Source organism: Pseudonocardia zijingensis (assembly GCF_042657305.1).
Lineage (GTDB): Bacteria > Actinomycetota > Actinomycetes > Mycobacteriales > Pseudonocardiaceae > Pseudonocardia > Pseudonocardia zijingensis.
In genome coordinates, this window is sequence record NZ_JBHSKO010000003.1 from 369,882 (window position 1) to 395,713 (window position 25,832).

Here is a 25,832-nt window from a genome sequence, read left to right on the forward strand (position 1 = left end):
GGTGCACCGAGATGTTCACCTTCCGGTCACGTCGCGGGCGCTCGTCCGGTTGCCTGCCGTACGCCCGGCGCCGTCAACCTGATCAACGTCTACCCGGGGTGGCGCTGGTTGCAGACCTCGTCGCGACGAGCGGCCCGTGGGTGGCGTGAGTGGAGCGGGACGCCCCGCAGGTCGCTGCCCCAGGCGCGACGTGTGGCCGGGCTCCGGGTTCTCCCATCGTCGCGGCGTTCGGCCGCACCTCTTTTGTTCTCTCTCGGTCCGCGTGCAGCGGCGAACGTCTGGAGCATCCGTCATGGGTCAGGTGTCTGCGTGTGGGGGTGGGGCCGTCGGCCCCGCCCCGCTCGCCGGCGTCGTCGCCGTGCGGTTGCGCCACTCGGCAGCGGACCGGCTGTGGCAGCTGGTGCGCTGGGCGCTCACGCTCGCGGGCATGGTCGTGGTGCTGTGGTTCGGCGCGGCGTTCCTCGCGGCGGCTCAGGCATCCGCGGCGGTCGCGGTTCCCGTGGTCCAGGTCGCGGCGGTCACCCAGGGGCTGGCGAAGGTGGGTGGCCTCAGGCCCGCAGGCGGCGGCGAAGGCGGTTCGGGCTCCGATGACTCGGACTCCTCCGGTGACAAGAAGTCGGAGAAGAAGTCCGAGAAGAAGTCGGAGAAGAAGAGCGAGAAGTCCGAGAGCAAGAAGAAGTCCGAGAAGAAGTCCGACGGCGGAAAGTCCGACGGCGACAAGAAGAAGTCCGACAAGAATGAGTCCGACAAGAATAAGTCCGGCGAGAAGAAGTCGGGCAAGAGGGAGTCGGGCGAGAAGCAGGAGTCGGACAAGAAGTCGGGCGGCAAGAAGAAGTCGGACGGAGGATCCGAGAAGAAGTCCGCGAAGAAGTCCGACGACGAGGAGTCCCGCGACGACTCCGGCGACCACGCCGAATCCGACGAGCGTGCCGAGAAGGGCACGCGGGCGAGCCGGGATCGTGCGGACCGGGAGCGCGACGACAAGGGGAGCCGCTCGGCGGAGCGGCGGTCCGAGGACGAGCGGGACGACGACGAGGCGGGTTCAGCGGAACGCCGGGCCGGCGCCGGGCGCGGTGACGAGGAGCCCCGGTCGGCGGGCGACACGAAGGACGGCACCGCGAAGAAGAACGCCCGACGCGCCGGGGACGAGCGGCCGCGGGAGAAGCTAGACGCCCGCGGGAAGCGGGTTCGCGCGGCGCACGACGCGGACGACCGGCCGGCGGAGATCGCCGGCGAGGTCCGCGAGAAGATCGCCGAGCGCCTCGGCCGCGACGACGGTGAGCGGGATCGCGGTGAGCGACGCCGTGGTGACCGGGCTGGCGCCGACGACCGGGAGTCCGGCGACGTGCGTGCCGAGCTGCGCGACAAGGACACGACGGCCCGGAAGGCCGCCCGGAAGGGCGAGGCACGGGGGAAGCGCGATCGCGCCGACGAGGCGCGGCGCGCCGTGAAGCGCGCGGTGGACGACCTGGTGGACCAGGTGGTCGAGCACGCCGAGCGGGCGGGCGAATCCGTCGAGACGAAGGCGACGAAGACGAAGGCGACGAAGAAGGCGACGAAGAAGAAGACACGGTCACGCGCGTCGGAGGACGACCCGTCCGGCGACGTGGTGCAGCGCGCCGAGCTGACGCGCGCCGGGGACAGTGACGCGGCGACGACCGGGGCGGGCGGGGCCGGGTCGGCGAAGCGGTCCACGGCCGGCTCGCGCGGACCTCCGGACGAGCAGCTCGTCGCGACGGTGCTGCGGGAGTCGCGCAGCGAGGACGAAGACGACGACGGCGACGAGGACTCCGACGAGGAGGACTCCGAGCACGACGACTCCGCGGAGCAGACCGAGCGCGTGCTCGACGGCCGGATCGAGGTCGACAAGAGCGAGGAAGAGCTCCGCGCGACGAAGAAGAAGGTCGCGCAGGGCAACGCGAGCAAGGCGGACTACGACCGGAAGGCCGCCGAGCACGAGAAGCTGGAACGGGAGTACGAGTCCGAGCGGGCGAAGGTCTCGGACGAGCGGGCCGAGCTGGTCGACGACGTCGTCGACGGCCACCGCGAGATCTCGAAGCGTGAGCGGGCGCTCGACGCCGAGGAGAAGAAGGTCGCCGCGGGTGAGGTGAGCGGGAAGGCCCACGCCCGGAACGTCGCGACGTACGAGGAGCAGCGCGACGAGGTCTACGAGGCCACCGAGCACCTGATGGACGCCACCGACCGCGACCCGGACGGGGTGTCGGAGGACGATCTCGACGGCGAGGGTTCGGCCGCCGGGTGCGGTTCGGACGGGGCGTTCGTCGAGTGCGGGTCGGTGTCGGAGTCGGCCGAGGGGGAGCGGGACTCCGAGCGGAAGCTGTGCCTGTCCGGGGTGTCGTCCGGGTGCGGGGCATCGTCGGAGTCGGGCGACTCGAAGGCCGACGCGTCGTGCGACGACAGGGGGTGTCGCAGCAGCGCGTCCCGCCGGGGCGCGGACGGGAACGTCTCCCGGGCGTCGGCGGCGTGCACCGGCGAGTGCGAGCAGCGCAGCCGGGCCGATCGCGACGGTGCCGAGGCGGAGTGCGACAGCCGCGGTGGTTCCTGCGAGAGCAGCAGCTCCGGGAGCGGGCGCGACGAGGACCCCACGCGGTTGGCGAGCACGCGGGACGCGGGCGGCGCTTCGGCGCGGTGCGCAGGCGGCGAGTGCGGCACCTCGAGCTCGGTGGAGCTGCACGACGACGGTGACGTCCGCGCGAAGTCCGAGGTCGAGTGCGGGGCCGGGTGCACCGGCTCGGCGTCGAGCACGTCCGAGGCGGCGTCGGCCACGCAGGCCCGCGCGGGCTGCAGCGTGGCCGGCGGGGAGTGCCGCGCGGTCAGCGAGTCGGACGCCGAGCGCTCCGCCGGCGACCAGGAGTCGGACAGCGTCGCCACCGTGGAGGTCGACTGCGACGACGCGGCCGGCTGCTCCGGGCGCGGGACGACCACGACGAGCGGTTCCGCGCACGGCGTGCGGGCCGGTGCCGCGCAGGACAGCAGCGCCACCGCCTCCTGCGAGGTGCGTGGCGGCGGGTGCGAGTCGCAGAGCCGCACGGAGACCGGATCGTCGGTGGAGGAGTCCGAGATCGGGGTCGCCACCGTCACGAGCGACGGGGACGCGTCGGCCACGAGCGCCACGAGCGCGGGCGTCGAGTGCGGCGACGGCGCAGGCTGCACCGGCACGGCGTCGGGCGCCACCACCGGCAGGGTGATCGGCGCGGGCGCGGCGGTGCGCACCACCCGGGCCGGCTCGAGCTGCGCCACCGCGGCGGGCGGGTGCGAGGCCGCCTCGACGTCCGAGGTGGCCGACCGCGCCGGTGAGACCCGCGAGCTCGCGGCGTCGAGCACGGCTGACGCGGTGGCCTCCTGCGACGTGGTGGGGTGCACGGGCTCCGGTTCGGCGCGGACGTCGGGTGCGGCGTCCGGGGACGTCACCGGCGTGCGGGACAGCACGGCGAGCTCGAGCTGCACGGTGCGGGGCGACGGGGGCGGGTGCGCGGGCGACGCGGGCACCTCGGTGGCCGACCGGGACCCGGCGACCGACGGCGGCGCGCCCGGGGTGGCTGTGGTGTCCGGGCCGGTGAGCGTGTCCACCGCGTCGGCGTCGGTGGAGTGCTCGGGTGGCACCGGCGCGTGCGGGGGCACGGCCACGTCGTCGACGAGCGCACGCGACACCGCGGTCGGCCCGCATGCGCGCGGCACGTCGGCGAGCGCCGACTGCACCGTGACCGGTGGTGCCTGTGTCGGTGACACGAGTTCCAGCGCATCGTCGGCCCCCGACTTCATCGCGGTCGACCCGATCACCGGCAAGCCGCTCCCGGGGCAGCCCACGAGCGGCCCGTCCTCGGTGGCGTCGTCGTCGGGCAGCGTCGTGTGCTCGGCGGGCACGCCGTGCAGCGGGTCGGTGCACACCTCGGTCTCGGCGTGGGACGGGGCGGTCGCGGGTGGCGCGCCCCGCACCTCCACGGGGCAGGCGAGCTGCTCCGGCGGCACCGGCGGGTGCGAGGCGTCGTCGGTGTCGTACGGGTCCACCGGATCCGGGGCGGCGCTGGTGCTGTCCGGCGGTCAGCCGGTCAACCGGGCGCGGCTGGTGGCGGGCCCGTCGGCGGCCTCCGCGTCCGGCGCGGTCGTGGCCTGCGCGGGCGAGGGCGTCTGCGACGGCCGGGCGTCGAGCGCGGCCACCGCCACCGACCCGGCCGTGTCTGCCGACGCGAGGGGGTCGCGCAGCACCGGGTCCTGCGAGGGCGTGGTCGGCGGCGACTGCCGGGCCGTGACGAACTCGGGCGCGTCCTCGGAGCCGAACGCGAACGTGATCCTGCCGCTCGTGCAGGCCGCCTCGACCGCGAACGCCACCGTCTCGGAGGAGTCGACCGGCGCGCCGGACGAGGAGCAGCAGCCCGCGACTCCCGCCGGTTCGACGGTTCCCGGGTCGAGCGCCGCCTCCGGCGCACCGACCGTGCCCGGGGCGTCCAGCTGGGCGATGGCGGCGGCGGTGCTCGACTGCACGGGCGGCGTCGGGTGCGCCGGCACCGCGCGGACCGCGGCCTCGGGCAGCGAGGGCCCCCGGGCCCTCACCGGGGCGGGCGAGGCACGCGGGCCACCGGCCACGGCGACCGGAACCACCAGCTCCAGCGGTAGCTGCGCGAGCGTGCAGAGCGGCTGCCGTGTCCAGACCGACTCCTCCGCGGGCTCCGGCCAGGTCCTGGCCGACATCGTCGCGGAGGACCGCAAGGCCGCTGCCGAGCAGGCGCGCGCGCAGGCCGTCGAGGCCGCCGCCGCGGCACGGGCAGCAGCGGAGGTCGCCGCCCGGCCGGGAGCGACCGACGCACAGCGCAAGGCCGCCGCCGACGCCGCGAGGACCGCGGCCGACGCCCGGAAGGCCTACGCCGAGGCAGCGAAGGCGGCCACCGCGCCGGTGACCGACGCTCCCGCGACGCTCTCGCGGTCGAGCGCCGCCGCGCGGTGCGACGGCCCCGCGTGCCGGGCCACCACCGGCGGTACCGCGGGCAGCACCGGCACCGCAGCGTCCTGCTCCGCCGCCGCGAACGGCTGCCTCGTCACCAGCGATGCGTCCGCGCTCGCCGAGCGCGACTCGGGCCTGACCCGCGGCGAGGCCGAGCGGCCGCTCCCCGGGTCGTCCGGCAGCGCCGAGGCCTCCTCCCAGGTGCTGTGCCCCGAAGCCGGTTGCCGGGGCGAGGTGCGCGGGTCGTCGGTGGCGACCGGCGAGCACAGCAGCAGCACCGCCACCGGCTCCGCGCGCTGCGACGGCACCACGGCCTGCCTGGCGCGGATCGCCGCGAGCGCCTCGCGCGCGGCGAGCGCCGCGGACGCCAAGGCCGACGAGCGGTTCGCGCTCACCTCAGCCTCGGTGGTGGCGTCCTGCGACAACGGCACCGCCACCGGCTGCGCCACCGCGACGTCGAGCCGCACCACCGGGACGGGCGGGCCGGGCGTGTCCGGCACGTCCACCGCGACCTGCGCGGCGGCAGGCTCCTGCTACGCAGCCACCGGCGGTGTCGCGATGAAGGGCTCGGTGGAAACGACCGCCGAGTGCGCGGGCACCGGCTGCCGCGCGCACACCGACGGCACCGCGCGCGTCGTGCTCCCCGGCGGCACCGGCACGGCGACCTCGCGCACCGACTGCACGGCTGGTGCGGCGGGGGCGTGCGCGGGCAGCAGCCGGGTCGGGGCCACCGAGAACGGCACGCAGGCGTCCGCGACCTGCGCCGGCGCGACGGGCTCGACCTGCCGGTACAGCTACTCCTCCACGAGCGACGCCCACAGCCGCACCCGCGGCAACGTCGCCGACGCGCACGCGCGGTGCGGGGCGTCGGGTGGCGCCGGCACCGGGTGGTGCGCCACCGGCGCCGCCGCGCAGACCATCCGCGAGGCCGCGGTCGCGATGGCAGCCTGCGAGGGCAGCGCCGGGTCGGGCTGCTCCCACCGCTACAGCGCGCGCAGCTCGGCGGCGGCCGCCGCGGGCGGGGCGAGCGCGCGGGCGCACGCGTCCGGGTCCGGGGCGGGCACCACCGGTGGCGGCATGGTCGCCACCACGGCGACGGCGGCGGCCCGGGGCGGCGCGGCCCAGGCCGCGGCGTCCTGCACGGGGAGCAAGGGCGTGCGGTGCAGCTACTCCTACAGCGCGAACGCGTCGGCGTCGGCGGCCCACGGCGGCAACCGGGCCGACGCGCACGCGGCGGGCTCCGGCGGCGGGCGTACGGGTGGCGGCGTCGCGGTGTCGGCCCAGGCGTCCGCCGGTCCCGGGTCGGCGTCGGCGGGCGCGTCCTGCACCGGGAGCGGGGGTGTGCGGTGCCGCCACTCCTACAGCGCGAACGCGTCCGCGTCGGCGTCGTACGGGAGCAACTGGGCCACGGCGTACGCGTCCGGCTCGGGTGGCGGGGGCACAGGCGGTGGCGGGGTCGCCGTGTCGGCGCAGGCGTCGGCCGGGCCCGGCCACGCCACCGCGAGCGCGTCGTGCACAGGCGCCTCCGACTGCCGCTGGGGCTACGCGGGCGAGGCGTCGAGCTCGGCGTCCTACGACGACAGCACCCACCGCAGCTGGGCCAACGCCCACGCGTCCGGTTCGGGCGGCGGGTCCGGGCCGGGCGGCGGTGGCCTCTCGGTGTTCGCGCAGGCGTCCGCAGGCAAGGGCTGGGCGAACGCGGTGGCGGGCTGCTCGGGCGCGTCGAACTGCTCGGCGAGCTACTCGAGCGGGGCCGAGGCGGCGAAGACCATCGGCGGTCAGCACGCCGAGGCGTGGTCGCGCTGCTCCGGCGGCGGCACCGGGGGCTCGTGCGGCTCGTACGCCACGGTCGAGGTCGACGCCGAGCACGCCGTCGCGCAGGCCGGGTGCTCCGGCACCGGCGCGTGCGACTCGCACTACGCCACCAGCTCCCGGTCGGCAGGCGAGGGGTCGGGCCTGAAGGGCGACTCGGGCGCGGACTGCTCCGGCGGCGGCGCAGCGGGCGGGTACTGCGCGACGGGCTCGAAGGTGACCTACGACGAGAAGTCCGGCGAGCTGGTGGCGAGCTCGTACTGCGCCACCGAGGGCGGTACCTGCTCCAAGTACGCGAACATCACGATCGACACCTCCTGGAAGGGCGGGCAGCTCACCGGCGACGGCGCGGTGCACTGCGGCGGGGGCGGCCCGGGAAGCTGCTCGGCGGTCGGGGTGGTGAAGTTCCACGAGGCGAGCCTCGACGAGGAGGGCAACCCGATCCCGCCGTCGCTCGTGGTGGGCACCGGCTGCGCCGTCGAGGACGGCACCTGCTCGCACCACTCGTCGGCGCACGCCGACATCAGCGGCGCCGACGGCAAGATCGGTGCGACGGCGGTGTCCGCGTGCTCGGGCAGCACCGGCTGGTGCTCCAACGTGGTGGGCGGCGAGTACGAGGCCGGCACCGGCGAGATCACCGCGTACGCGAACTGCGCCGCCGGCGGTGCCGCCGCCTGCACGAAGTCGGAGGCCCACCTGCACGGTGAGGTCTCCGGCGCAGGCCGGACGAAGCCGGGCGCTGCCACCGGGGGCACGGTGCAGGGCAACGGCAGGTCCGACTGCGTGAAGACGTCGGGCATGTGCGCGGTGTCCGGGGTCTTCACCTACGTGCCCGCCGCGATGGGTGAGGACCAGGACGGCGACGGGCAGCCCGACCCGGTTCCGGCCCACGTGCTGGTCGGCACCAGCTGCTACCCCGAGGGCGCGCACTGCACGCAGGAGGCGCACGCGTCGGCCACCCTCGACGACAAGGGCGAGCACACCGAGCACCGGGGCACCGCCGGCACCGACTGCTCCGGCACGTGGGGCTCGTGCTCGGTGGTCGCCTCGATCGGGCTGGACAAGGAGACCGGGCAGATCGCGGCGTTCGCACAGTGCGACAACAAGGGCGGCGCCGCCTGCACCCGCGTGGAGACCCACACCAGCGCGTGGGCGAACTCGCCCCACGGGGAGGACCTGAACGGGAGCGGCCGGTCCGACTGCTCCCAGCAGGGCGCCGGGTTCTGCTCGTCGGTGTCGTTCGCGAAGTACTTCGCCGACGGCGAGGCCACGGTCACCACCGAGGACGGCGAGCAGGTCGAGCTCCCCGCGCACGTGCAGTCGGGAGCAGGTTGCGGATCCGACGAGGAGGACAACTGCAGCTTCAGCTTCTCCGCCCGCGGGTTGGAGGAGCTGTCGAAGGACGACGGCCTGCTCACCGCCAACGCACGCAGCAGCTGCGCCGACTCCGGGACGACCGGCTCCGGCTACTGCTCGGTGGCGGCCGACGTCGCGATCGACGAGGGCAAGCGCACCGCGGAAGGCACCGTCTGGTGCACCGGCAGCGCCGGCGTCAGCTGCAACTACTCCGCAGCCGTCTCGGCGTACCAGGAGGCGGACAAGAACAACGCCGACTCCGAGAAGTCCTGCGGGACGAACGCGATGGGCAACTGCTCGCTCGCGGCGGCGGCGGTGGCCGCGGGCGGCGACCGGGAGAAGCAGGGCCAGGCGCTCGCCTCCGGCTTCTGCAGCGACTCGAACCGCACGTGCGCCGGGGAGTTCAGCACCCACGTCGACTCGAACCGCGACACCCTCTCCGACTGCCGGTCGAGCGGCGCCGCGAACGGCACGTGCTTCGGCCTGGCGGTCCGCGACCACGCGATGTCCGGTGGCCAGTTCCTCGGCACCCCGGACGCCGACGACATGCTCTCCCTGCACTCGAAGGCGCCCGGCCGCGAGGACGACCGGGTCTGCTCGGCGAGCTCGGCCTGCGACCTGCAGGGGGTGAAGGAGGAGAACTTCGAGCTCGAGGGCCAGTACTTCGTGCTCGACGTCCACGAGGACAAGTCCCCCGGCCAGTTCGCGAAGAACCTGGTCCGCGACCTCGGCGAGACCGTGGTCTACGCGATCCCGGGCCTGCTGGAGGCCGTCGGCACCGAGCTGATCAACACGGTCAAGCTCGACATCCTGGGCAAGGACGGGCTGGTCGGCCTCGTCACCGGCGGGAACGTCGGCTTCTCCTCGCCGGAGCGGGAGGAGGGCGAGTCGGACCTCGAGTACTACGCGCGCCTGTACCCGTTCACCGGCGGGGTCGCCACGGGCGCGGTGAACTTCTACGACCGCTGGCTGAAGGACGGCGGCAGCTGGGACGAGATCGGCGAGGACTACTACTACGCACCGGTGTCGACGTTGCTGGAGGACGTGGGCACGATCGCGCTGGTCGCCGTCGGCGCCGGGGCGATCATCAAGGGCGTCTCGCTCGGCGCGAAGGGCGCGAGCGCCGTCTCGGCCGGGCTCAGCACGTCGATGACGTCCGGCCTGAGCACCGGGCTGATGGCCGGGCGGGCCGCATGGGCCGCCACCCGCCTGCCCGCCCTGGACTCCGCCGTCACGGCGAGCATGCGGGTGGCCGGGTGGACCGGGAACGTGGCGCTCGCCCCGCTGAAGGCGAACTTCGTGGTCGGGCGGCTCGTCGCCACGGGCCTGTCCCGCGGCCTCGCGCCGCTGTCCGCACGGGTGCTCGGCGCCGCCGAGATCGCCGCGGGCCGCGCCGGGGCGGCGTTCGAGTTCGGCCGCTTCACGGAGGCGGTCGACCTGCAGGCGCACGCCGGCCGGCTCACCCGCTTCGGCGACGCGCTGGAGATCGGCGCCTACGCCGCGCGGATCATCGGGCAGGACGGCCTCTTCGGGCGCCTGACCCGCCAGGGCCGGACCCCCGGACTCTTCGGCACGCTGCGCGGGTACCGGACGCTCGGCCTGCGGTTCGGCGCCGCCGCGAGCGCGGCCGAGATCGCGTCCGCGCATTTCCGCGCGACGTTCGCGGCTTTGGGCGACGGCATGCCCGGCTCGTTCGGCAGGCGTGGCCTCTCCGGCTACATCGCCGACACCCTGCAGGCCATCCGCCAGGGCCGGGCCGACCGGGCGAACACGGTGGTCCGCTACGACCAGGTGATGCACGGCGGCACCCTGCGCAACGCGAACCGGCTCTCGGGCCGGGGGGTGCGCGCCGCCGACCGGGCGCAGGCGCTGGACGAGATCGCCTCGGGCAGGCTGAGCGCCCGCGACTTCGACGACCTCACCGGCAACGGGCTCGGCCGGCCCGCCAGCGATGTGTCCGCGGCCGAGAACGCCGGCCGGGCGACGAGCAGGCCGGGCGCCACCGAGGGCACTCGGCGGCCCGGTGAGCAGGTAGGCACGGCGGCGACGGGCGAGCGGCCCGCGGCCGCGCAGCCCCGCCCGGCCCAGCCGCGCCCCGCCGACGGTGACCTCCTGGCGCCGTCCGGCCCCCGGTCGGGCGCCGGCACCGGCGGCGGTAAGCGCCCGACCCCCTCGCAGGGCGGACCGGACCCGCTCGCGGCCGAGGACGGCGCCGGTGGCTCGCCGCGCCCCCACCACGAGGAGCCGGCGCCCCCGAGGACCAGCGACGGGCATCCCGAGCTGCCCGACCCGCTGACGTCGGACCTGCCCCCGCCGGACCAGGGCAGGCACACCCGCACGGAGCAGGACTACGCGGCCGAGCTGGCCGAGGTCCACACCTTCCGGTCCGAGTTCCGGACCCTCGCGGACCGCTCGCTGAAGCAGCGGTTCCAGGAGATCGTCGACGACGTCCGGAACGAGCGGCGGACGATCGACGAGGTCACCACCGAGTGCCTCGCGCTCGTGTGCGAGGTCTCGCGACGCACCACCGGGGAGGCGCCGTTCGACGAGCAGATCGCCGGGGCCGTCGCGCTCGTGCGCGGTGACCTCGTCCAGATGCTCACCGGTGAGGGCAAGACCCGATCCGGAACGCTCGCCGGCGTCGTCCGCAGCCTGGACGCGCGGGACGCGGCCGGCAGGCCCGTCGCGGGGAAGGGCGCGCAGTGGCTCGCGCTGAACCCGACGGACATGCTGTCCGCGGTCAGGGCGGTGCGGCCGGTGGCCGACTTCCTCGGGCTCACCGTGGGCCAGGTGCGGCCGGGGACGCCGGGCCTGACCAAGCGGCGGGCGTACCGGGCCGACATCGCGATCGGCACGGTCGGCGAGTTCCTGTTCGACGCGCTGCGGGCCCGCAACGCCCGGGGCCGGCCGGTGCACGGTGACCGCGGCGGGTACCGCCTGATCGACGAGGTCGACCAGGTGCTGCTCGACGAGGCGCTCACCCCGCACGTGCTGGCGACGGCGATCCGGGGCAAGGCACCGCTCGGCGACCTCACGTGGTCGGCGCGCGTCGCGACCACGCTGGAGCCGCCGAACGGCACGGCACCCCGTCACTTCGAGATCGGGCGGGGCGGTGTCCGGCTCACCGAGGAGGGCTACGCGTTCATCGAGTCCCGGACCGGCCGCAACCTCCGGACGGGCAGGGACCGGCCGCTGGCGCGGCACGTGGAGAATGCACTGGCCTTCGACCTGATCGTCAAGAAGGACGTCGACTACGTCGTCCGCGACGGCGAGGTCGTCATCGTCGACCCGCGCACCGGGTTCGAGCTGCCGGGTCGGCGCTGGAACGACGGTCTGCACGAGGCGATCGAGTACGCCGAGCGGCTCGAGGTGGGTGCGCCCACCCGGGTGCTCGACTCGCTCACGATCGTCGACTTCCTCGACCGGGACACGTACTCGTCGTACGCCGGGATGACCGGCACCGCCGGTGGCAAGGCGGGCCGCGCCGCGTTCCTCGAGCACTACGGCAAGGACGTCGTCGAGGTCTCGCCGCACTTCGGCCGCAACCGCGTCGACGACACGGTGACCTACCGGACCCTCGGCGAGAAGTGGGACGGCATCTTCGACGACGTCGTCACCACGATGCGGTCCGGGCGCCCGGTGCTGGTGGTGACCGGGTCGATCCTGGAAGCCGCCCGGTTCTCCGCGCGGCTGCGCCGGGCCGGCATCGACAACAACCTGCTCACGGCGAAGACCCGGCCCGCGGCGGCCGATCGGATCATCGCCGAGGCCGGTGAGCCGGGCCGCGTCACCGTGGCCACCAACCGGGCGGGCCGGGGCGTCGACATCAGGCTGGGCGGCGCCCGCACCGGGAACGCGGAGGGCCTGGGACGCGACGCGGTCGACGAGGCGGGCGGCCTGCACGTCGTGCTGACCGAGTTCCCGGAGTCGCTGCGGGTCGAGGACCAGGCCAGGGGACGGGCCGGCCGCCAGGGCCAGAACGGGAGCTCGACGCTGCACCGGTCTCTGCAGGACCGGATCCTGCAGCCGCCCGGCAAGGGCGGGTTCGCCGCCGAGCGCAGCCCCGGGGAGAACCTGGCGGTGCCGCGGGATTCCACGGTCGTCGACGGGATCTTCACCCTGGCCCGCCAGGAGGCGGAGCTGGCCGCCCGCGCCGAGCGCGGCGCACACCGGATCGCCCGGTCGGTGCGGCAGCGCCGCGGCTGGAACCCGTTCAGCAGGCGGGGCATGCCGGCGCGGACCGTGCTGCCCTCACGGGGGGTCGACGCCCCGTCGGTGCGGTCGGCCGTGCCCGCGAACCCGGCGGGCATCGACCTGCCGCAGCTGGCCGCCCTGCGCGCAGGCCAGGACGTCCCGGGCCTGTCGACCGCGGAGAACGCACGGTTGCGGGAGCTCGCCGAGCGGTTCGCCGTGGAGCACGCCCCGGCGTCCCCGGAGCACGTGGCCGCCGCGGCCGAGATCGCCGCGCAGCTGCCGAAGCGCTCGTTCCAGCCCTACGAGTACACCGAGGCCGACTTCGCCACGGTGGTGCAGCGTCTCGACGAGCTGACGCAGCAGCAGACCGCGCTCGAGCGCGGCCGGGAGCTGCGCGACCGCCTGGGGATCGAGGACCCCGAGGTGTACGCCGCCACGCCGGCGGTCGCCGCGCAGCTGCTCGCCGACCGTGAGGAGGCGCGGCGGACCGGACGCCCGGTGCCGGCCCGGCTGGCCGATCCGGCCGAGCGGATGCGGCTCGCCGCGCTCAGCGACCGCGAGCTGCAGGCGCTGCTCGACCACGCACGTGGACTGCCCGAGGCGCAGATCGCGCAGCGGCTCGGCCTCACGGTCGGCGAGCTCGGCTGGTTCCTGCGGATCGACCCCGCCGACCCCGGCGTCGTCATCGACAAGCTCACCCGGGAGTCGCGCAACAACCCGCTGCTCGGCACGAGGGAACCGGCCGGTCGCCACGTGCGCACCGAGGCCGGGGTCCGGGAGGCGGCACTGGCCCGGGTCCTGGCCGAGCTCGGGATCGACGAGCTCGCCGCCGCCGGCGCGGAGGGCGTCCGGCAACGCGTCCGCGACGAGCTGCGGGCGGTGGAGCTGTACGGGCTGCACGAGGCCGAGGCGGCTGTGCTGTGGCAGCGCGCGGACCGGATCGAGGAGTTCGTCGATCCGCTCCCGGCGCGGTACCGCGACCATGCCTACGCGGCGTTCGTGGCCGCGGGCATCACCTCGGTGACGCAGCTCGCCGCGCTGTCGCTCGACGAGCTCGCCGACCTCGGGCTGCCGGCCGGGGCCACCCGCGCGGTGCGCCGGGTACTGGCCGCGACCACCGTGCCGGGCCGGCTCGACGCCGTGGCCCGCCACCGCTCCGCCGACCTCGCCTCACGTACCGGCTGGACCTACGACGACCTGCTGGCCGCCCTCCACATCGCCGCCGGGTTGCCCCACGACCCCGCCGTGCCGGCCACCCACGGGCGGCTCGCCGAGCTGCGCACGCTGACCGGGATCGACACCCTCGCGCTGCTCGCCGACCTGCTGCTCGAGCGCGACCGGCTCGGTTTGCTCAGCGCGGCCGACGGCGCGGCGTGGCCGGTGGAGACGCTGGACCTGCTGGTCCGGGCCCGGGCCGGCACGTTGAGCGGCGCCCAGCTGGCCGAGCTGGTGGGCGTCGGGTCGGGCGCCCGGCGCACCCGGGTGCCGGGCGCGGGGCCGGACCAGCGCACGGCGCTGCTCGTGCTGGAGGCCCACATCGCCCGCACCGGCCGGCCCGCGACCGAGCGCGCACCGGCCCGGCCCCGGTTCCCGGTGCGCGCGGTGGTGGGCGCCGCCGTTGCCGCGGGCGCGGCCGGTGGTGGCCTCGCCGCACTGGGCGGCGCGGGCGCGTTCGCCCTCACCGGGGTCACCGTCGCCGGCGCGGTGCTCGCTGCCGCCGTCGTCACCGTGGTCCATCTGGTGCGCAACCGCGGCCCGCCACGCGCCGCAGGCACCTCGACATCACCCGCCGCCGCATCCGGCCTCGCCGCGCGGCGGTGGACGGACCGGCTTGTCATCGGCGCGCCCCTCGTGGGCGACCTGGCGACGCGACGTCCCGTGCTCGGCACGCTGATCGGCGCGAGCCTGCTCGCCTGGCCGCTGACGACGGCCGGTGTGCCGGGGGCGGGTGTGCTCGCCGTGGGCGCGACGGTGGTCGCGGTCGCGGTGGTCCTCGCCCCGCGGATGCTGCACGGGCTGCATCGGCTCGACCTGCCCCGGATCGCGCTGCCGGCGGGTGCGCCGCGGATCCGCGCGGCCCGCGCCCGGGCCGGGGAGGTGGCCCGCGGATTCAGGGCGGGTCCTGTCACGGGGATGCGCCGGTGGGTTGCGGACCGCACCCTGCGGTCGGTCGTGGCCGGGTTGGAGCGGCAGATCCGCGCCGGGCAGGTCGCGCTGGCGGGCGCCCGCGCCGAGCTGGCCGCGGCGGACGCCCGGCTCGTCGACCGGCAGCGGGCGGCGGTGCGGTGGCTGTACGGCGGGCCGGACGCGTGGTCCGTCGAACCGGGTGTCGACGCCGCGCGCGTCGCCGCGGTGGCCCGGCTGCTCGGCCTGGACCCGGCCGAGGTGCGCCGTTACGCCCTCGACCGGACCGTGGCCGTCGACGCGCTCGGGCTGGGTGCGCCGACCGGGTCGTTCGCCGACCGGCTGGCGCGCGTGGCGGCGGAGTTCCCCGCGGTGGTGAGCGCGCTGCGCGCCGTGGCCGACGGGGTCCACCGGGCCGACGCGGAGCTGGCGAGGCGGCACGCCGAGCGGCGGCCGCGCCTCGAGGCGGCCGTCCGGGCGGCGGCGGGCGCCGGCGTGCCCGTTCGCTGGATCGCGGCGATCACCGGCCTGAGCCCGGAGCAGGTCCGCGCCATCGTGGACGGTGGATCGGACGGGGGCCCGGGTCCGTCCGCGAGCGGCGGTGGCCCGCCCACCGGCGGTGGCACGCCGAACCCGAGCGGGAATGCGCCCGAGCGGTCCGCGACCCCGCCCGCGGGCACCACGGGCACCGCCGGGATGCGGACGGCCGGCCCGCGCGCGGGCGGCCCCCGGGCCCGGTCGCGCGGCCCGCCGAGGTGGAAGCGCCTGTTCTCCGCACGCACGCTGCGGGCGGCCCTGGCTCTCGGCGCCGGAATCGCGGTCGCCGTCGCCGCGTACCGGCTCGGTGCGGGCGAGGCCCTGGGCGCGGCCGGGGTGTTCTGGTGGCCGGGACAGCGCCGGGCCGCGGACGAGCTGCGGACCCGCGTGGAGCAGGCCCGCGAGGCACTCGCGGGCGTCGAACGGGCCGAGGCGGGCGCGCTCGGCGCGGTGCGCGGCCGCGAGCACGAGCTGGGGACGCGGACGGACTGGGTGCCCGCGCTGGCGGACCGGCTGCGCCGCGCCGGGTGGAACGACGACCGGATCGTCGCCGATCTGGCGGCCGCGCTCGCCCTGCACCCCGAGCGGGTGCGGGCCCGCCTGGCGGACCCGGTCCTCGCGGCGAGCGATGCCCTCCCGGCCGAGCTCGCCGGGTCGGGGGTGTCGGCCGAGGAACTCATCGCGGGCGTCCGGGCCGCCGTCGCCGCGCGGTCGGCGCAGCTCGACTCCGCGCTCATGCGGCACGAGCGGGCCGCCCGCGGCACGGCGGACGCCCGGGCCGAGGCGCAGCAGAAGGTCCTCGACGCCGCGCTGGATGCGCGCAACGCGGGCGTCCGGGTCGGCACCGTGCGCCGCGTGACCGGCCTGTCCCGGTGCGACGTCGTCGCCCTCCCGGCGACCCCGCCGACGGCGCGGGACGCGGCCCGCGCGGCGTCCACGCGGATCGCCGACGGGCTGCGGTCGGCCCGCGAGGGCGTCGTCGACCGGGTGCGCGGCGCGGCCGGACGCGCGGCCGATCGGTGGCGGTGGGCGCGGGTGCTGCGGGCGCAGGTCCGCGGGGTGGCGCGGCTGCGGGCCGTCGCCGGCGCCACCACGCTGCTGCTGCGGCGGGCGCAGCGGGCCACGGCGCGCTCGGTCTCGCCGGAGCAGCTGGGCTGGATCGGGTGGCTGTCGGTGGTCAACTCGGCGCAGCCGGCGGGCACCGGGCTGACCCGGGAGCGGCTCGCGGAGCGCGTGGCCCGGGCGCTCGGGCTGTCCGAGCGGGCGGCCGACCGGATGCTGCGCCGGGCCGCCCGGCTCGACCCGGCCCTCGTCGGGGCGCCGGGCGGGATCACGGCCACCGGTGTCGGTCTCGACCAGGCGATCGCCCTGGTGACCACCCGGCTCGCGGAGGCCTTCCCGCAGCTGCGCGACGCACGGGCCGCGCACACCGCGGCGGGCCGCGCGCTGCGCGCGGGCACCACCGATGCGGTTCGGATCGCGACGGACGCCGGCGTCGCTGCGCCGCGGGCGGTCCGCCGGATCCACCGGGCCACCCGGGGCCGGGGAGTGGCCGGGTTGCGGGCCCGGGCGTGGACGCGGCTCGGCCTGGACGTCCCCGTGCCGGACCGGATCCGGACGCGGGGGGTGGCGCGTGCCGGGATCGGCATCGGCCTGGGCGTCGGGCTCGTGATCGGTGCGCTGCCGGGGGCGGCCGGCGCCGCGGCCGTCCCGATCGGCGTCGTCGTCGCGGTGGGTGGCGTGCTCGCCGCGGTGCGCGCGCTGTGGACACCGCGGCAGACCCGCGGGCCGCCCGGGCGGGCCCTCCTGCGTGGGCTGCGGGCGCACGGCGTGCGTCTCGGGCTGTGGGCGGCCGGCGCGGGGGGTGCGGTGATCGGCGCCCCACCGATGTGGGACCAGCTGGAGCGGCTGTGGCCGGTGTTCGTGCACCAGCCGGGCCTGCTCGGGGTGAAGGCGCTGCTGGTGCCGCTGGCCACGGCCGGGCTCGTGTTCCGCTACGTGCTGCGGCGGCAGTACGTCAACCAGAGGTCGGGCATGCAGACCCGGCCGCGGCAGGCGGCGTGGGCGTCGGCGGTGGCCGCCTACACCTTCACGGCGGCGCTCGGGCTCGCGCGCGCATTCGGGTTGGTCACCGGCTACGTCGGCCTGTGGCCGGTGGCCGCTGCCGTCGTCGTCGGCATCACCAGCTCGATCCTGCAGAAGAAGGACACCAAGCGGACCCGGGTGATCAAGGCGGGTGTGTCCGGCACGCTGTCGGCCGCGGTGGCCCACCTCGTCAGCACGTTCGGCACCGCGCTGGCCCCGGGTTCGTGGGGCGACCTGTTCAACACGGTCGTGGTCGCCACGTTCGTCTACGCCGCGCCCACGGTGGTCGCCGAGTACGTCAACGTCGCGATCGGCCGGATCATGGCGCCGCGCGTCAAGCGCAAGGCGCAGGAGACGACGAAGGGCGGCGCCGCGAAGGGCGAGCGGCAGCGCCGGCTGTACCGCGCCTGGCTCGACTACAAGAGCTTCTCCCCGGTCGACAACCGGCTGCTGCTGCACAAGGCGCTGGACCCGATCCTGGCCGGGCTCTCCGCGATCGTGATCAACCTGGCCTGGGCGGCACGGCCGTGGGTGCTGGCGAACGACAACTCGCTCATGACGGTGCTCCTGCGGTTCGCGGTGGCAGCCACCGCGGTCTGGCTGATCGGGAAGCTGCTGCGCGACCCGGTCGAGCACCGCACGGGCTACTACGGCTTCCGGAGCCCGCGCACCCCGCGTTCGCCCAGTCGTCCTGGCCTGTGGACGGTGCTGACCGGCGGCCGGATCCACCACCGGGCCCGTGGGTACCGGCAGGACCTCGACCGCGTGCTCGGCCGGTACCGGCTGTCGGGTCGCGAGCTCGATCGCGGGCTGGCCGAGGAGCTGGCCGCGCTCCTGTGGGGCCGGATGCAGGCGGAGATCCACGAGCCGCTGCCGGAGTGGGAGCCGCTGCCGCGCGACGCGGACCTCGTCGACGCGCTGGCCGCCGAGCGCCGGCACACGCAGCAGCGTCGCGCGCAGCACGTTCGCGCCGTCGAGCTCGTGGTGCCCGTGCTGGCGGCCGACCCGGCTGCCCTCCAGCGGGTGGCCGACCGCCTGCGGGGCGCCCGCCCGGCCGACGCCCGGGTTCTGGACTTCCAGCGGATGCTGTCGCAGGAGCTGTGGGCGCTGTTCGAGGAGGCGTGGACCGACCGGGCCGAGACGCCTGCGCACCGGGTGTGGGCAGCCCGGCTGGCCGCCGCCCTCGCCGAGCGCGTCGAGCTGCGAGAGCAGTACCTGGCCGGTCCGCGCCGCGAGCTGCTCGAGCTGATCAAGCAGCACCACCTCGACGCGGGTGAGCGGTCCGCGCCGAACCTGCGGCGGGCCCGTACCGAGTTGCGGGCACTGGAGTTCGAGCTGCGCGCCTCGAGCAAGCCGCGGCCCGAGCCGCTGGAGGCGGTGGCGCAGCTGGCCGACCAGCGGGCGCGCAGCGTCGCAGCCGCGGCGGCCGCCGAGGAGCAGGGCATCGTCGACCGCGACCCCTCCGCGAGCATCGGGCGGCTGGCCGAGATGCGGCAGCTCGAGGCGGCGATGCGGCTGCTGCGTGCGGGGGCACTGCTCGGCGTCGAGGCCGAGCACGATCGCGCCCAGCGGTCCTGGAACCGCAACCGCTGGCGGGAGGCGATGGCCCGGGCGGTCACGCAGCCGCCGAACCGGATGCCCGCGACCCTGCTGGAGCGGCTCCTGCTGCTCCTCGGCCACCGCGGCCCCGCCACACCGGCTGGGCTGGCGGCGCGGTTCGGCGGCACGGGATGGGCGGAGTCGCTTGTCGCGCTGGCCCGGCTCGGGGCGCTGAAGGAGGACGAGGACGGCGGCTACCGCGCCACCGACGCGTTGGCCGCGCTGTGGCGGGCCGCGGGCCCCCGGCTGCGCCACGCCGTGCGCTCCGATGCCGCCGTGCTCCCGGGCGGCGCCGAGCTCGCCGCTCTCGCGGTCGTCGACGCCGCCGGTACGCAGGCCGAGCGGGACGCCGTGGCCGCCCTCCACGACCTGCTGCGGGCCGGCGACCTGGCCTTCCGCTCCGAGCGCGACGGCTGGATCGACGACGCCCGCCTCACCTGGCGCCGCCTGGCAGGCCTCGGGTACCGGCTGCAGCACTCGGCGGGCCGGCTGCGGTGGCCGGGCCCGGCCGACCACCCCGCGGCCCCGATCCGGTTCGCCGGCGCCGCCCGCGACCTGGTCGTGACGCGGTGGCGCCACCGCGTCGAGCCGGGCACGCAGCGCAGGCTGCTGGAGCGCCACCTGCGTGCGGCCGACGCAGGCGGCCGGCTCTACTTCCGCGCCCTGCGGGCCGGTGAGTTCCTCGCCGACCAGCGACCGGGCCGGTCGATGGCGCCGGAGGCCGCGGACCTCCTCCACGCCGCCCGCGCCGTGGAGGTCGAGGCGTACGCGCAGCTGGCGGAGGCCCGCGGGCGCGCGGCGGAGGCGCTGGACGCCGTCGGCTCGTACCGGCACCAGGTCGACCGCACGCTGCGGGCCGCGACCGAGGCCCGCCCGCACGCCCCGGACTCCGACCCGCTGCCGCCCACCGCCGAGTACTGGCTGCGGGAGATCGCGCGCGAGCTCGACGCGGTCCGCTCCCGGCTCGGCCGCCTGCACCCGGGCCCCGAACGGCAGGCGGCCCTCGCCGACGCCCGGCTCGCGCTGGAGCGGTACGCGGTCGACCGCGAGTACGCCTGGTCGACGGACCTGCACCGCACGTCTGGCGGCTGGCGGGTGATGGAGGCGGCCCGCGTCGCGGCCAAGCGGCTGCGCACCGCGCACGAGTCGGAGCTGTTCCCGGCGCCCGCGCCACCGGCGCCCAGCCGGTCGTCGGTCATCCCGCACCCGGACCGCGTCGAACAGCCCGACGGCGACGACGACACCGCGGGTCCGGGCATGGCCGCGTCCACCCGTCGCGGGCGGGGCAACCGCACCAACCAGGACGCCGCCACGCTCGTCACCCTGCCGAACGGCGACCGGGTGGCCCTGGTCGTGGACGGCGTGTTCAGCTACCCCGGCTCGCGGTCGGCGGCCCACCGCTTCACGGCGGCGTTCCGCGCCGAGCTCGCACGCGGCGACCGGCCCGGCCGCACCGCGGCGCAGCTGCTGCTCGACGCCCACCAGGCAGGCCTGTTCGGGCTCAGCGCGCACCACACGCCGGAGACCGGGCACGCGGCAGTGACCTACCTGGCCGCCCACGTCGCCGCCGACGGCACCACGACCACCAGCCACGTCGGCACCGCCCGCGCCTACCACCTCCCGCTCGACCGCGCGGCGCACGGCGACGGCGAGCAGCTCACCGTCGACGACACCCGCGGCGGCGACATCACGGGCGGCGGGATCATGACCCGCTGGGCGGCGAGCGACTACCGGCCGGAACCCAGGATCACCACGCGGCCCGCGGGCGTCCCGGGCCTGCTGGTGCTGGCCACCGACGGGCTGTGGCGTGATCTGGCGAAGCCGGCCGACCTCGCGGGCGCGCTCCCCGCCGCCGCCTACGCCGACCCGGCCCTCGCCGCCACCCACCTCGCTGCCGCCGCGCGCCGGGTCGTGGGTCGCGACGACCTCACGGTCGCGGTGCTGCAGGCGCCGGTCGCCGGCGCGATCGGGCCCGGCGCCGCGCCGACGGGAACTGCCGGGGTGCCGTGGCGGAGACCCCGCTGACCCTCGCGGAGCGGGAACGGGTGGTGGCGGGGCTGGTGCGGCGCGCCCGCGCCGCCCACCGGCACGCGGCAGAATCGGTGCCGCCGGTGAGAAGCGGCGAGCGGGGAGGCCGGCGGGCATGAATGATCGGGTCGGTGCGCTGCGCCGCTACCTGCGTTCCCGCCGGAACGTCGCCGGGACGGAGCCGGCTGCCGACCCCGGCCTCACCGATGTCCTGCGCGCCGAGGCCGAGGCGCAGCTCACCCGCGTCGAGCTGGCGCGGGCCGAGCTGCCCGACGGCGCCGAGCGCGCCGTGAGAGGCATCGTGCGGACCCTGCGCCAGGTGCTCGACCGGCTCGACCGCACGCCGGAGCCCGAACGGCTCGCCGACGCCGCGGAGATCGTGCGCGCCGACCTCACCGCGTCCCTCGACGCGTTCCTCCTGACCCCGCCCGCCGCACGTTCCGACGCCACGGCGGGGGAGCTCGGCACCCAGCTCGAGATGATCCGCGTGCGCACCGACCGGCTGGCTAGTGCAGGAACTTGAGGCCGACGACCCCGCCGACGATCGCCACCAGGCACAACAGGCGCGCCGCCGTGACCGGCTCGCCCAGTACCACCATCCCGTACAGCGCCGTGCCGACCGCGCCGATGCCGACCCACACCGCGTACCCCGTGCCCACCGGGATCTCCCGCAACGCGTAGGCCAGCCCGATCATGCTCAGGACGATCGCCACCGCGAACACGAGCGACGGCACCCACCTCGTGAAGGCCTCCGACCGGCTCAGCGCCGCCGCCCAGACGGTCTCCAGGACGCCGGACACCACCAGCACGACCCAGGCCATGACACACCTCCGGTACGCCGTCTTGTCGTGCCGGGTACGACGTCTCGTCCGGGGATGCCGCAGCAGCGGACCCACTCCCCACGCTACGAGCGGCAGGCCGGGCCCGCCCGCGATGGTGACCGGCCTGACCGGCCACGATGTGGTGAACCGGCCCCACGGACGCGGAACGCCCGGGGCCGCGACCGCGACCACCGGGCGTCCAGGCTGCTCAGCAGCGGAGGATGCGGGATTCGAACCCGCGAGGGCGTGAACCCAACACGCTTTCCAAGCGTGCGCCATAGGCCTCTAGGCGAATCCTCCGCGTCGAAGCATAGCCGGGCCGCCCGCGGCCCTCGCGACCCCACTCCTCTCCCACTCCACTACACTCGACCCCGGACCCCGCGCGGCGTCCATCCTGTGAACTCCCCCAGGGCCGGAAGGCAGCAAGGGTCAACGGGCTCTGGCGGGTGCGCGGGGTCCCCTTTCGCTAGCGGTGAGGGTGGGGTTCGGACGTCACCGCTCCGACGCCGGGACGAGTCCACTGGATGGTGGGCCTCCCGCCGGTCCAGTTGTTCCCGATGCCGTCCTCGTGGCTGCGCCAGAACCAGCCCGGGTTCTTGCCTGCGGGCCAGCCCTCGGGGTAGTCCTGCCACGCTTCCACGCGGCCGCGGGCGGTCATGTCGAGGAGAGCGAGCGCGGGCATCGTCGCCTCGCAGCCCCTGCCGGTGACGGTGTTGGTGAGGAACACCCGGTCGCCGTGGCGCAACAGGCACACCCAGGTCCCGAAGTCGTCGCCGCTCACGATGTCGTCCTCGACGCCGGCCACGGAGTACCAGTGGTGGGGGTAGCCCATGAAGTCGACGAATGCCGCGAGGTCGGGGTGCGGAGCCTTGGCGAACACGGCGAACGAGACACCCCGCGCGTGGAGGTAGGCCGGGTTCTGCACGGCGAAGTAGGTCAGGGTGCAGCCAGGGCACTGGTTCTCGAACGGCTCGCCCAGGTGCCACATGTGCTTGTAGACGACGAGCTCCTCGCGGCCCTCGAACAGGTCGAGCAGCGTGGTCGGCCCGTCCGGTCCGACCACGGTGATCGTTGCGTCGACCTCCGTCATCGGGAGCCGACGGCGGGCCGCCGCGATCGCGTCGCCCTCCCGGGTGTGCGCCTTCTCGCGCACCAGTAGCTCGTCGCGGGTGGCCTGCCAGGCCGCCCTGTCGACGATCGGGGGGACGGCCGATTCCTCGTGGTGGGTCGGGCGGTTCCCGTGGATGCTGGTCATGCGCTGCTCCCTCGCTCGGACAGGCTTCGAGAGTGGTGACTTGCGCGCCCGCGGGAATTCATCAGGCCCCACCCGCCGGTGTCCGCGCACCTGCCTCAGCCGGTGCTGCCGTTCCCCGTCGCCGGGGCGTCGGTGGTGGTGGGTAGCCTCGCGGCCGTGGCGCTGGCTCTGTACCGCAAGTACCGCCCGGCGAAGTTCGCCGAGGTGGTCGGGCAGGAGCACGTCACGGAGCCGTTGAGCACCGCGCTGGCCTCCGGCCGCATCAACCACGCGTACCTGTTCTCCGGGCCCCGTGGCTGCGGCAAGACGTCCTCCGCCCGCATCCTGGCCCGCTCGCTCAACTGCGAGCAGGGGCCCACCCCCGACCCGTGCGGCGTCTGCGCGTCCTGCGTCTCGCTCGCGCCGGGCGGGCCGGGCAACATCGACGTCACGGAGCTCGACGCGGCCTCGCACGGCGGTGTCGACGACACCCGCGAGCTGCGCGACCGCGCGTTCTTCGCGCCTGCGGAGTCGCGGTACCGGGTGTTCATCGTCGACGAGGCCCACATGATCACCACGCAGGGCTTCAACGCCCTGCTGAAGATCGTGGAGGAGCCGCCGGAGCACCTCGTGTTCGTGTTCGCCACCACCGAACCGGACAAGGTGCTGCCCACCATTCGTTCCCGCACCCACCACTACCCGTTCCGCCTCATCCCGCCCGGCACGCTGCGCAAGCTGCTCGAACGGATCTGCGCGGACGAGGGTGCCCTCGTGGCGCCGCCGGTCTACCCGCTGGTGCTGCGGGCCGGTGGCGGGTCGGCTCGCGACACCCTCTCCGTGCTCGACCAGCTGCTCGCAGGCGCCGGGCCGGAGGGCGTCACGTACGAGCGGGCGGTCGCGCTGCTCGGCGTCACCGACGTCGCCCTGATCGACGACGTCGTCGACGCGCTCGCCGCGGCCGACCGGGCGGCGGTGTTCGAAGCCGTCGACCGGCTCGTCGAGGCCGGTCACGACCCCCGGCGGTTCGCCTCCGACCTGTTGCAGCGGCTGCGCGACCTCGTGCTGCTGCAGTCGGTGCCCGAGGCGGCCGAGCGCGGGCTGGTCGAGGCCGCCGACGACGAGCTCGCCCGCATGGCGGAGCAGGCAGGCAAGATCGGCGTCGCCACGCTCACGCGCTACGGCGAGATCCTCCACACCGGTCTCACCGAGATGCGCGGGGCCACCGCCCCCCGCCTGCTCCTGGAGTTGCTGTGCGCGCGGATGCTGCTGCCCGCGGCCACGCCCGCCGAGCCAGGCCTGCTGGAGCGCCTCGAACGGCTGGAGCGGCGCAGCGACATCGCCGCCGCCCCGGGTAGCCAGGGGGAGGACGGTGCCGCCGAGGGGCGCCGCACGTTCCGGAGGCGGAGCGAGGCCGGGCCCGACGGCGCCGCGCCTGCCCCCGCTGCCGGTCCGCCGCAGGACGAGGCCCGTCCCGCTCCGGCGCAGGCCCCCGCCGAACGACCCGAACGTGCTGCTGAGCCCGCAGCCCCGGCGCGGCCGCCTGCCGAGCGGCCTGATCGTGCTGCCGAGCCCGCGGCCCGGCCGCCTGCCGAGCGGCCCGAACGCGCTCCGGAGCCCCCGACCCGGGCGCCCGCCCCGCCGCGGCCGCCCGAACGGCCGGCACCCCCGCCCCCGGCGCAGGAGGCGCGGCCCGAGCAACCCGCGGGCGCTGCGATTGACGCGGCCGCTGTCCGGCGGGTCTGGTCGGAGGTGCTCGCCGCTGCGCGATCGCAGAGCCGCAGCATCGAGGCGATGCTGGTCAACGCCACCGTGCGCGCGGTGCAGGGCGACGCCCTCGTGCTCGGCATCGGCGCACCGTCCCTGGCCCGCAGGCTCTCCGAGCCGCGCAACGCCGACATCGTCTCGGCCGCCCTGCACTCGGTGCTCGGGGTGCGCTGGCAGGTGCGGTGCGAGTCCGGTGACGCACCTGCCGCCCCACCGCCCGCAGCCCGCGGCGGTTCCCCGAGGAGCGCCGAGCCGGCGCGTCCGCAGCAGGCGCAGCCCCAGGCGAGGGTGCAGCGCCAGCCCCCGGTGCGGCGCTCGCAGGTGCCCGAGGACGGGGTCCCGCTGCCCCCCGAGCCGCCCGACGAGGACGCGCCCCCGGACGACGACGAGGAGGCGATGCTCGCCGAGGCCGCCGTGCCGGTGAGCGATGCCGAGCGCCGCGACCCCGAGGAGGCGGCGATCGAGCTGCTCACCACGCATCTGGGGGCGCGGGCGATCGAGCGGCCCTAGCCAGCCCCGCGTCAGGCGTTCCTGTCGAGGAAGGCGAGCACGCCGTCGGCGATCGCGGCGGCGTAGCGCTCGCGCCCCTCGGGGGAGGACACCACGGCGGCCTCGTCCGGGTTGCGCATGTTCGCGCATTCCACGAGGGCCGTCGGGCGGGTGGCGTGGTTCAGGCCGGCGAGGTCGGCGCGCGGGGAGAGCCCGTCGCGCCCGATGTAGTCAGAGTCGGGGAAGCCGCCCCTTCGCAACGCGTCCCGCAGTGCGGTGGCGAGGGCGTGGGCCGGTCCGGCCTGCGCCGGGCTGAGCGGCGGGTCGGAGTAGGCGACGTGGAACCCCGAGGCGTCGTGCGCGGCCCCGTCGGCGTGGATCGAGACCACGGCCGCGGCTCCCGCCGGCTCGCCTGCCCGGCCGCGCTCGTCCACGCACGGTCCGACGCCGTGGTCGTCGGGGCGCGTCAGCACCACCCGGACCCCGGCCGCCTCCAGCCGCGCCGCCACCCGGCCTGCGACGTCGAACGCGAAGGCGTGCTCCGGGTAACCGGCGTCGGTGGACGTGCCCGTGGTGTTGCAGGCCTTCTCACCGCCGCGGCCGTCCGGAACCGCACGGCGGATCTCGGTAGGCGCGGAGGCGTTGCCCCCGTTGTGGCCGGGGTCGAGCACCACCACCGGCGGCGGGGGAGCGGCGTCCGGTGGGGGAGCGGCGTCCGCGGGGGAGCACGCGACGGCGGTCAGGGCCGCTGCGGCGGCGAGCGGGGCCCATCTCGAGGTGCGCACGGGCACAGCCTGCCAGCCCGCCTCGTGCCCGATGGCCTAGCCTG

General features: G+C 76.3%; 6 protein-coding genes, 1 tRNA gene, 1 other RNA gene and 1 riboswitch. Of the genes, 4 read left to right on the plus strand and 4 right to left on the minus strand.

Translation table 11 applies throughout. The annotated features are described in order from the left end of the window. The first annotated feature begins 292 nt into the window (after positions 1-292). Both ACFPL3_RS08830 and ACFPL3_RS08835 read left to right on the plus strand, forming a co-directional pair. Positions 293-20,692 (plus strand): preprotein translocase subunit SecA, encoded by a 20,400-nt coding sequence (locus ACFPL3_RS08830; protein ID WP_379588686.1) that lies wholly within the window; start codon positions 293-295, stop codon positions 20,690-20,692. A gap of 118 nt (positions 20,693-20,810) precedes the next feature. Next, a complete protein-coding gene (locus tag ACFPL3_RS08835) occupies positions 20,811-21,218 on the plus strand; it encodes a hypothetical protein (RefSeq protein WP_343945442.1) in 408 nt (135 codons plus the stop codon). Here ACFPL3_RS08835 and ACFPL3_RS08840 read toward each other — a convergent pair. Together ACFPL3_RS08840 and ACFPL3_RS08845 are read right to left on the minus strand one after the other, a co-directional pair. Next, positions 21,202-21,516 carry a DMT family transporter gene (locus ACFPL3_RS08840; protein WP_343945441.1) on the minus strand — a complete coding sequence of 105 codons (315 nt, stop codon included), beginning with the start codon at positions 21,514-21,516 and terminating at the stop codon, positions 21,202-21,204. The genes ACFPL3_RS08835 and ACFPL3_RS08840 overlap by 17 nt on opposite strands. A gap of 11 nt (positions 21,517-21,527) precedes the next feature. Beyond that, a riboswitch (guanidine-III (ykkC-III) riboswitch) is annotated at positions 21,528-21,588 on the minus strand. A gap of 143 nt (positions 21,589-21,731) precedes the next feature. Continuing rightward, positions 21,732-21,816, minus strand: a tRNA-Ser gene (locus tag ACFPL3_RS08845). 70 nt (positions 21,817-21,886) lie between these two features. Between ACFPL3_RS08845 and ffs the strand changes: the two genes are divergently transcribed. Next, positions 21,887-21,981: signal recognition particle sRNA small type (gene ffs / locus ACFPL3_RS08850), an RNA gene on the plus strand. A 1-nt stretch (position 21,982) separates the two neighbouring features. Here the strand turns inward: ffs and ACFPL3_RS08855 are convergent. Then, a complete protein-coding gene (locus tag ACFPL3_RS08855; protein WP_343945440.1) occupies positions 21,983-22,771 on the minus strand; it encodes a DUF899 family protein in 789 nt (262 codons plus the stop codon). 156 nt (positions 22,772-22,927) lie between these two features. On the opposite strand from ACFPL3_RS08855, the gene ACFPL3_RS08860 reads away from it, so the two are divergent. Next, positions 22,928-25,024: a DNA polymerase III subunit gamma and tau gene (locus ACFPL3_RS08860; RefSeq protein WP_379588688.1), complete on the plus strand. Its 2,097-nt coding sequence runs from the start codon at positions 22,928-22,930 to the stop codon at positions 25,022-25,024. 11 nt (positions 25,025-25,035) lie between these two features. On the opposite strand, the gene ACFPL3_RS08865 is transcribed toward ACFPL3_RS08860, so the two are convergent. Then, on the minus strand, positions 25,036-25,788 hold the full coding sequence (locus ACFPL3_RS08865) for an N-acetylmuramoyl-L-alanine amidase (RefSeq protein ID WP_343943142.1): 753 nt from the start codon (positions 25,786-25,788) through the stop codon (positions 25,036-25,038). Positions 25,789-25,832: the final 44 nt, after the last annotated feature.

What these genes read in the sequence shown, in the direction of transcription:
- ACFPL3_RS08830 (WP_379588686.1), top strand. Translation starts at nt 293, where the DNA reads ATGGGTCAGGTGTCTGCGTGTGGGGGTGGGGCCGTCGGCCCCGCCCCG.
- ACFPL3_RS08835 (WP_343945442.1), top strand. Translation starts at nt 20,811, where the DNA reads ATGAATGATCGGGTCGGTGCGCTGCGCCGCTACCTGCGTTCCCGCCGG.
- ACFPL3_RS08840 (WP_343945441.1), bottom strand. Translation starts at nt 21,516, where the DNA reads ATGGCCTGGGTCGTGCTGGTGGTGTCCGGCGTCCTGGAGACCGTCTGG.
- ACFPL3_RS08855 (WP_343945440.1), bottom strand. Translation starts at nt 22,771, where the DNA reads ATGACCAGCATCCACGGGAACCGCCCGACCCACCACGAGGAATCGGCC.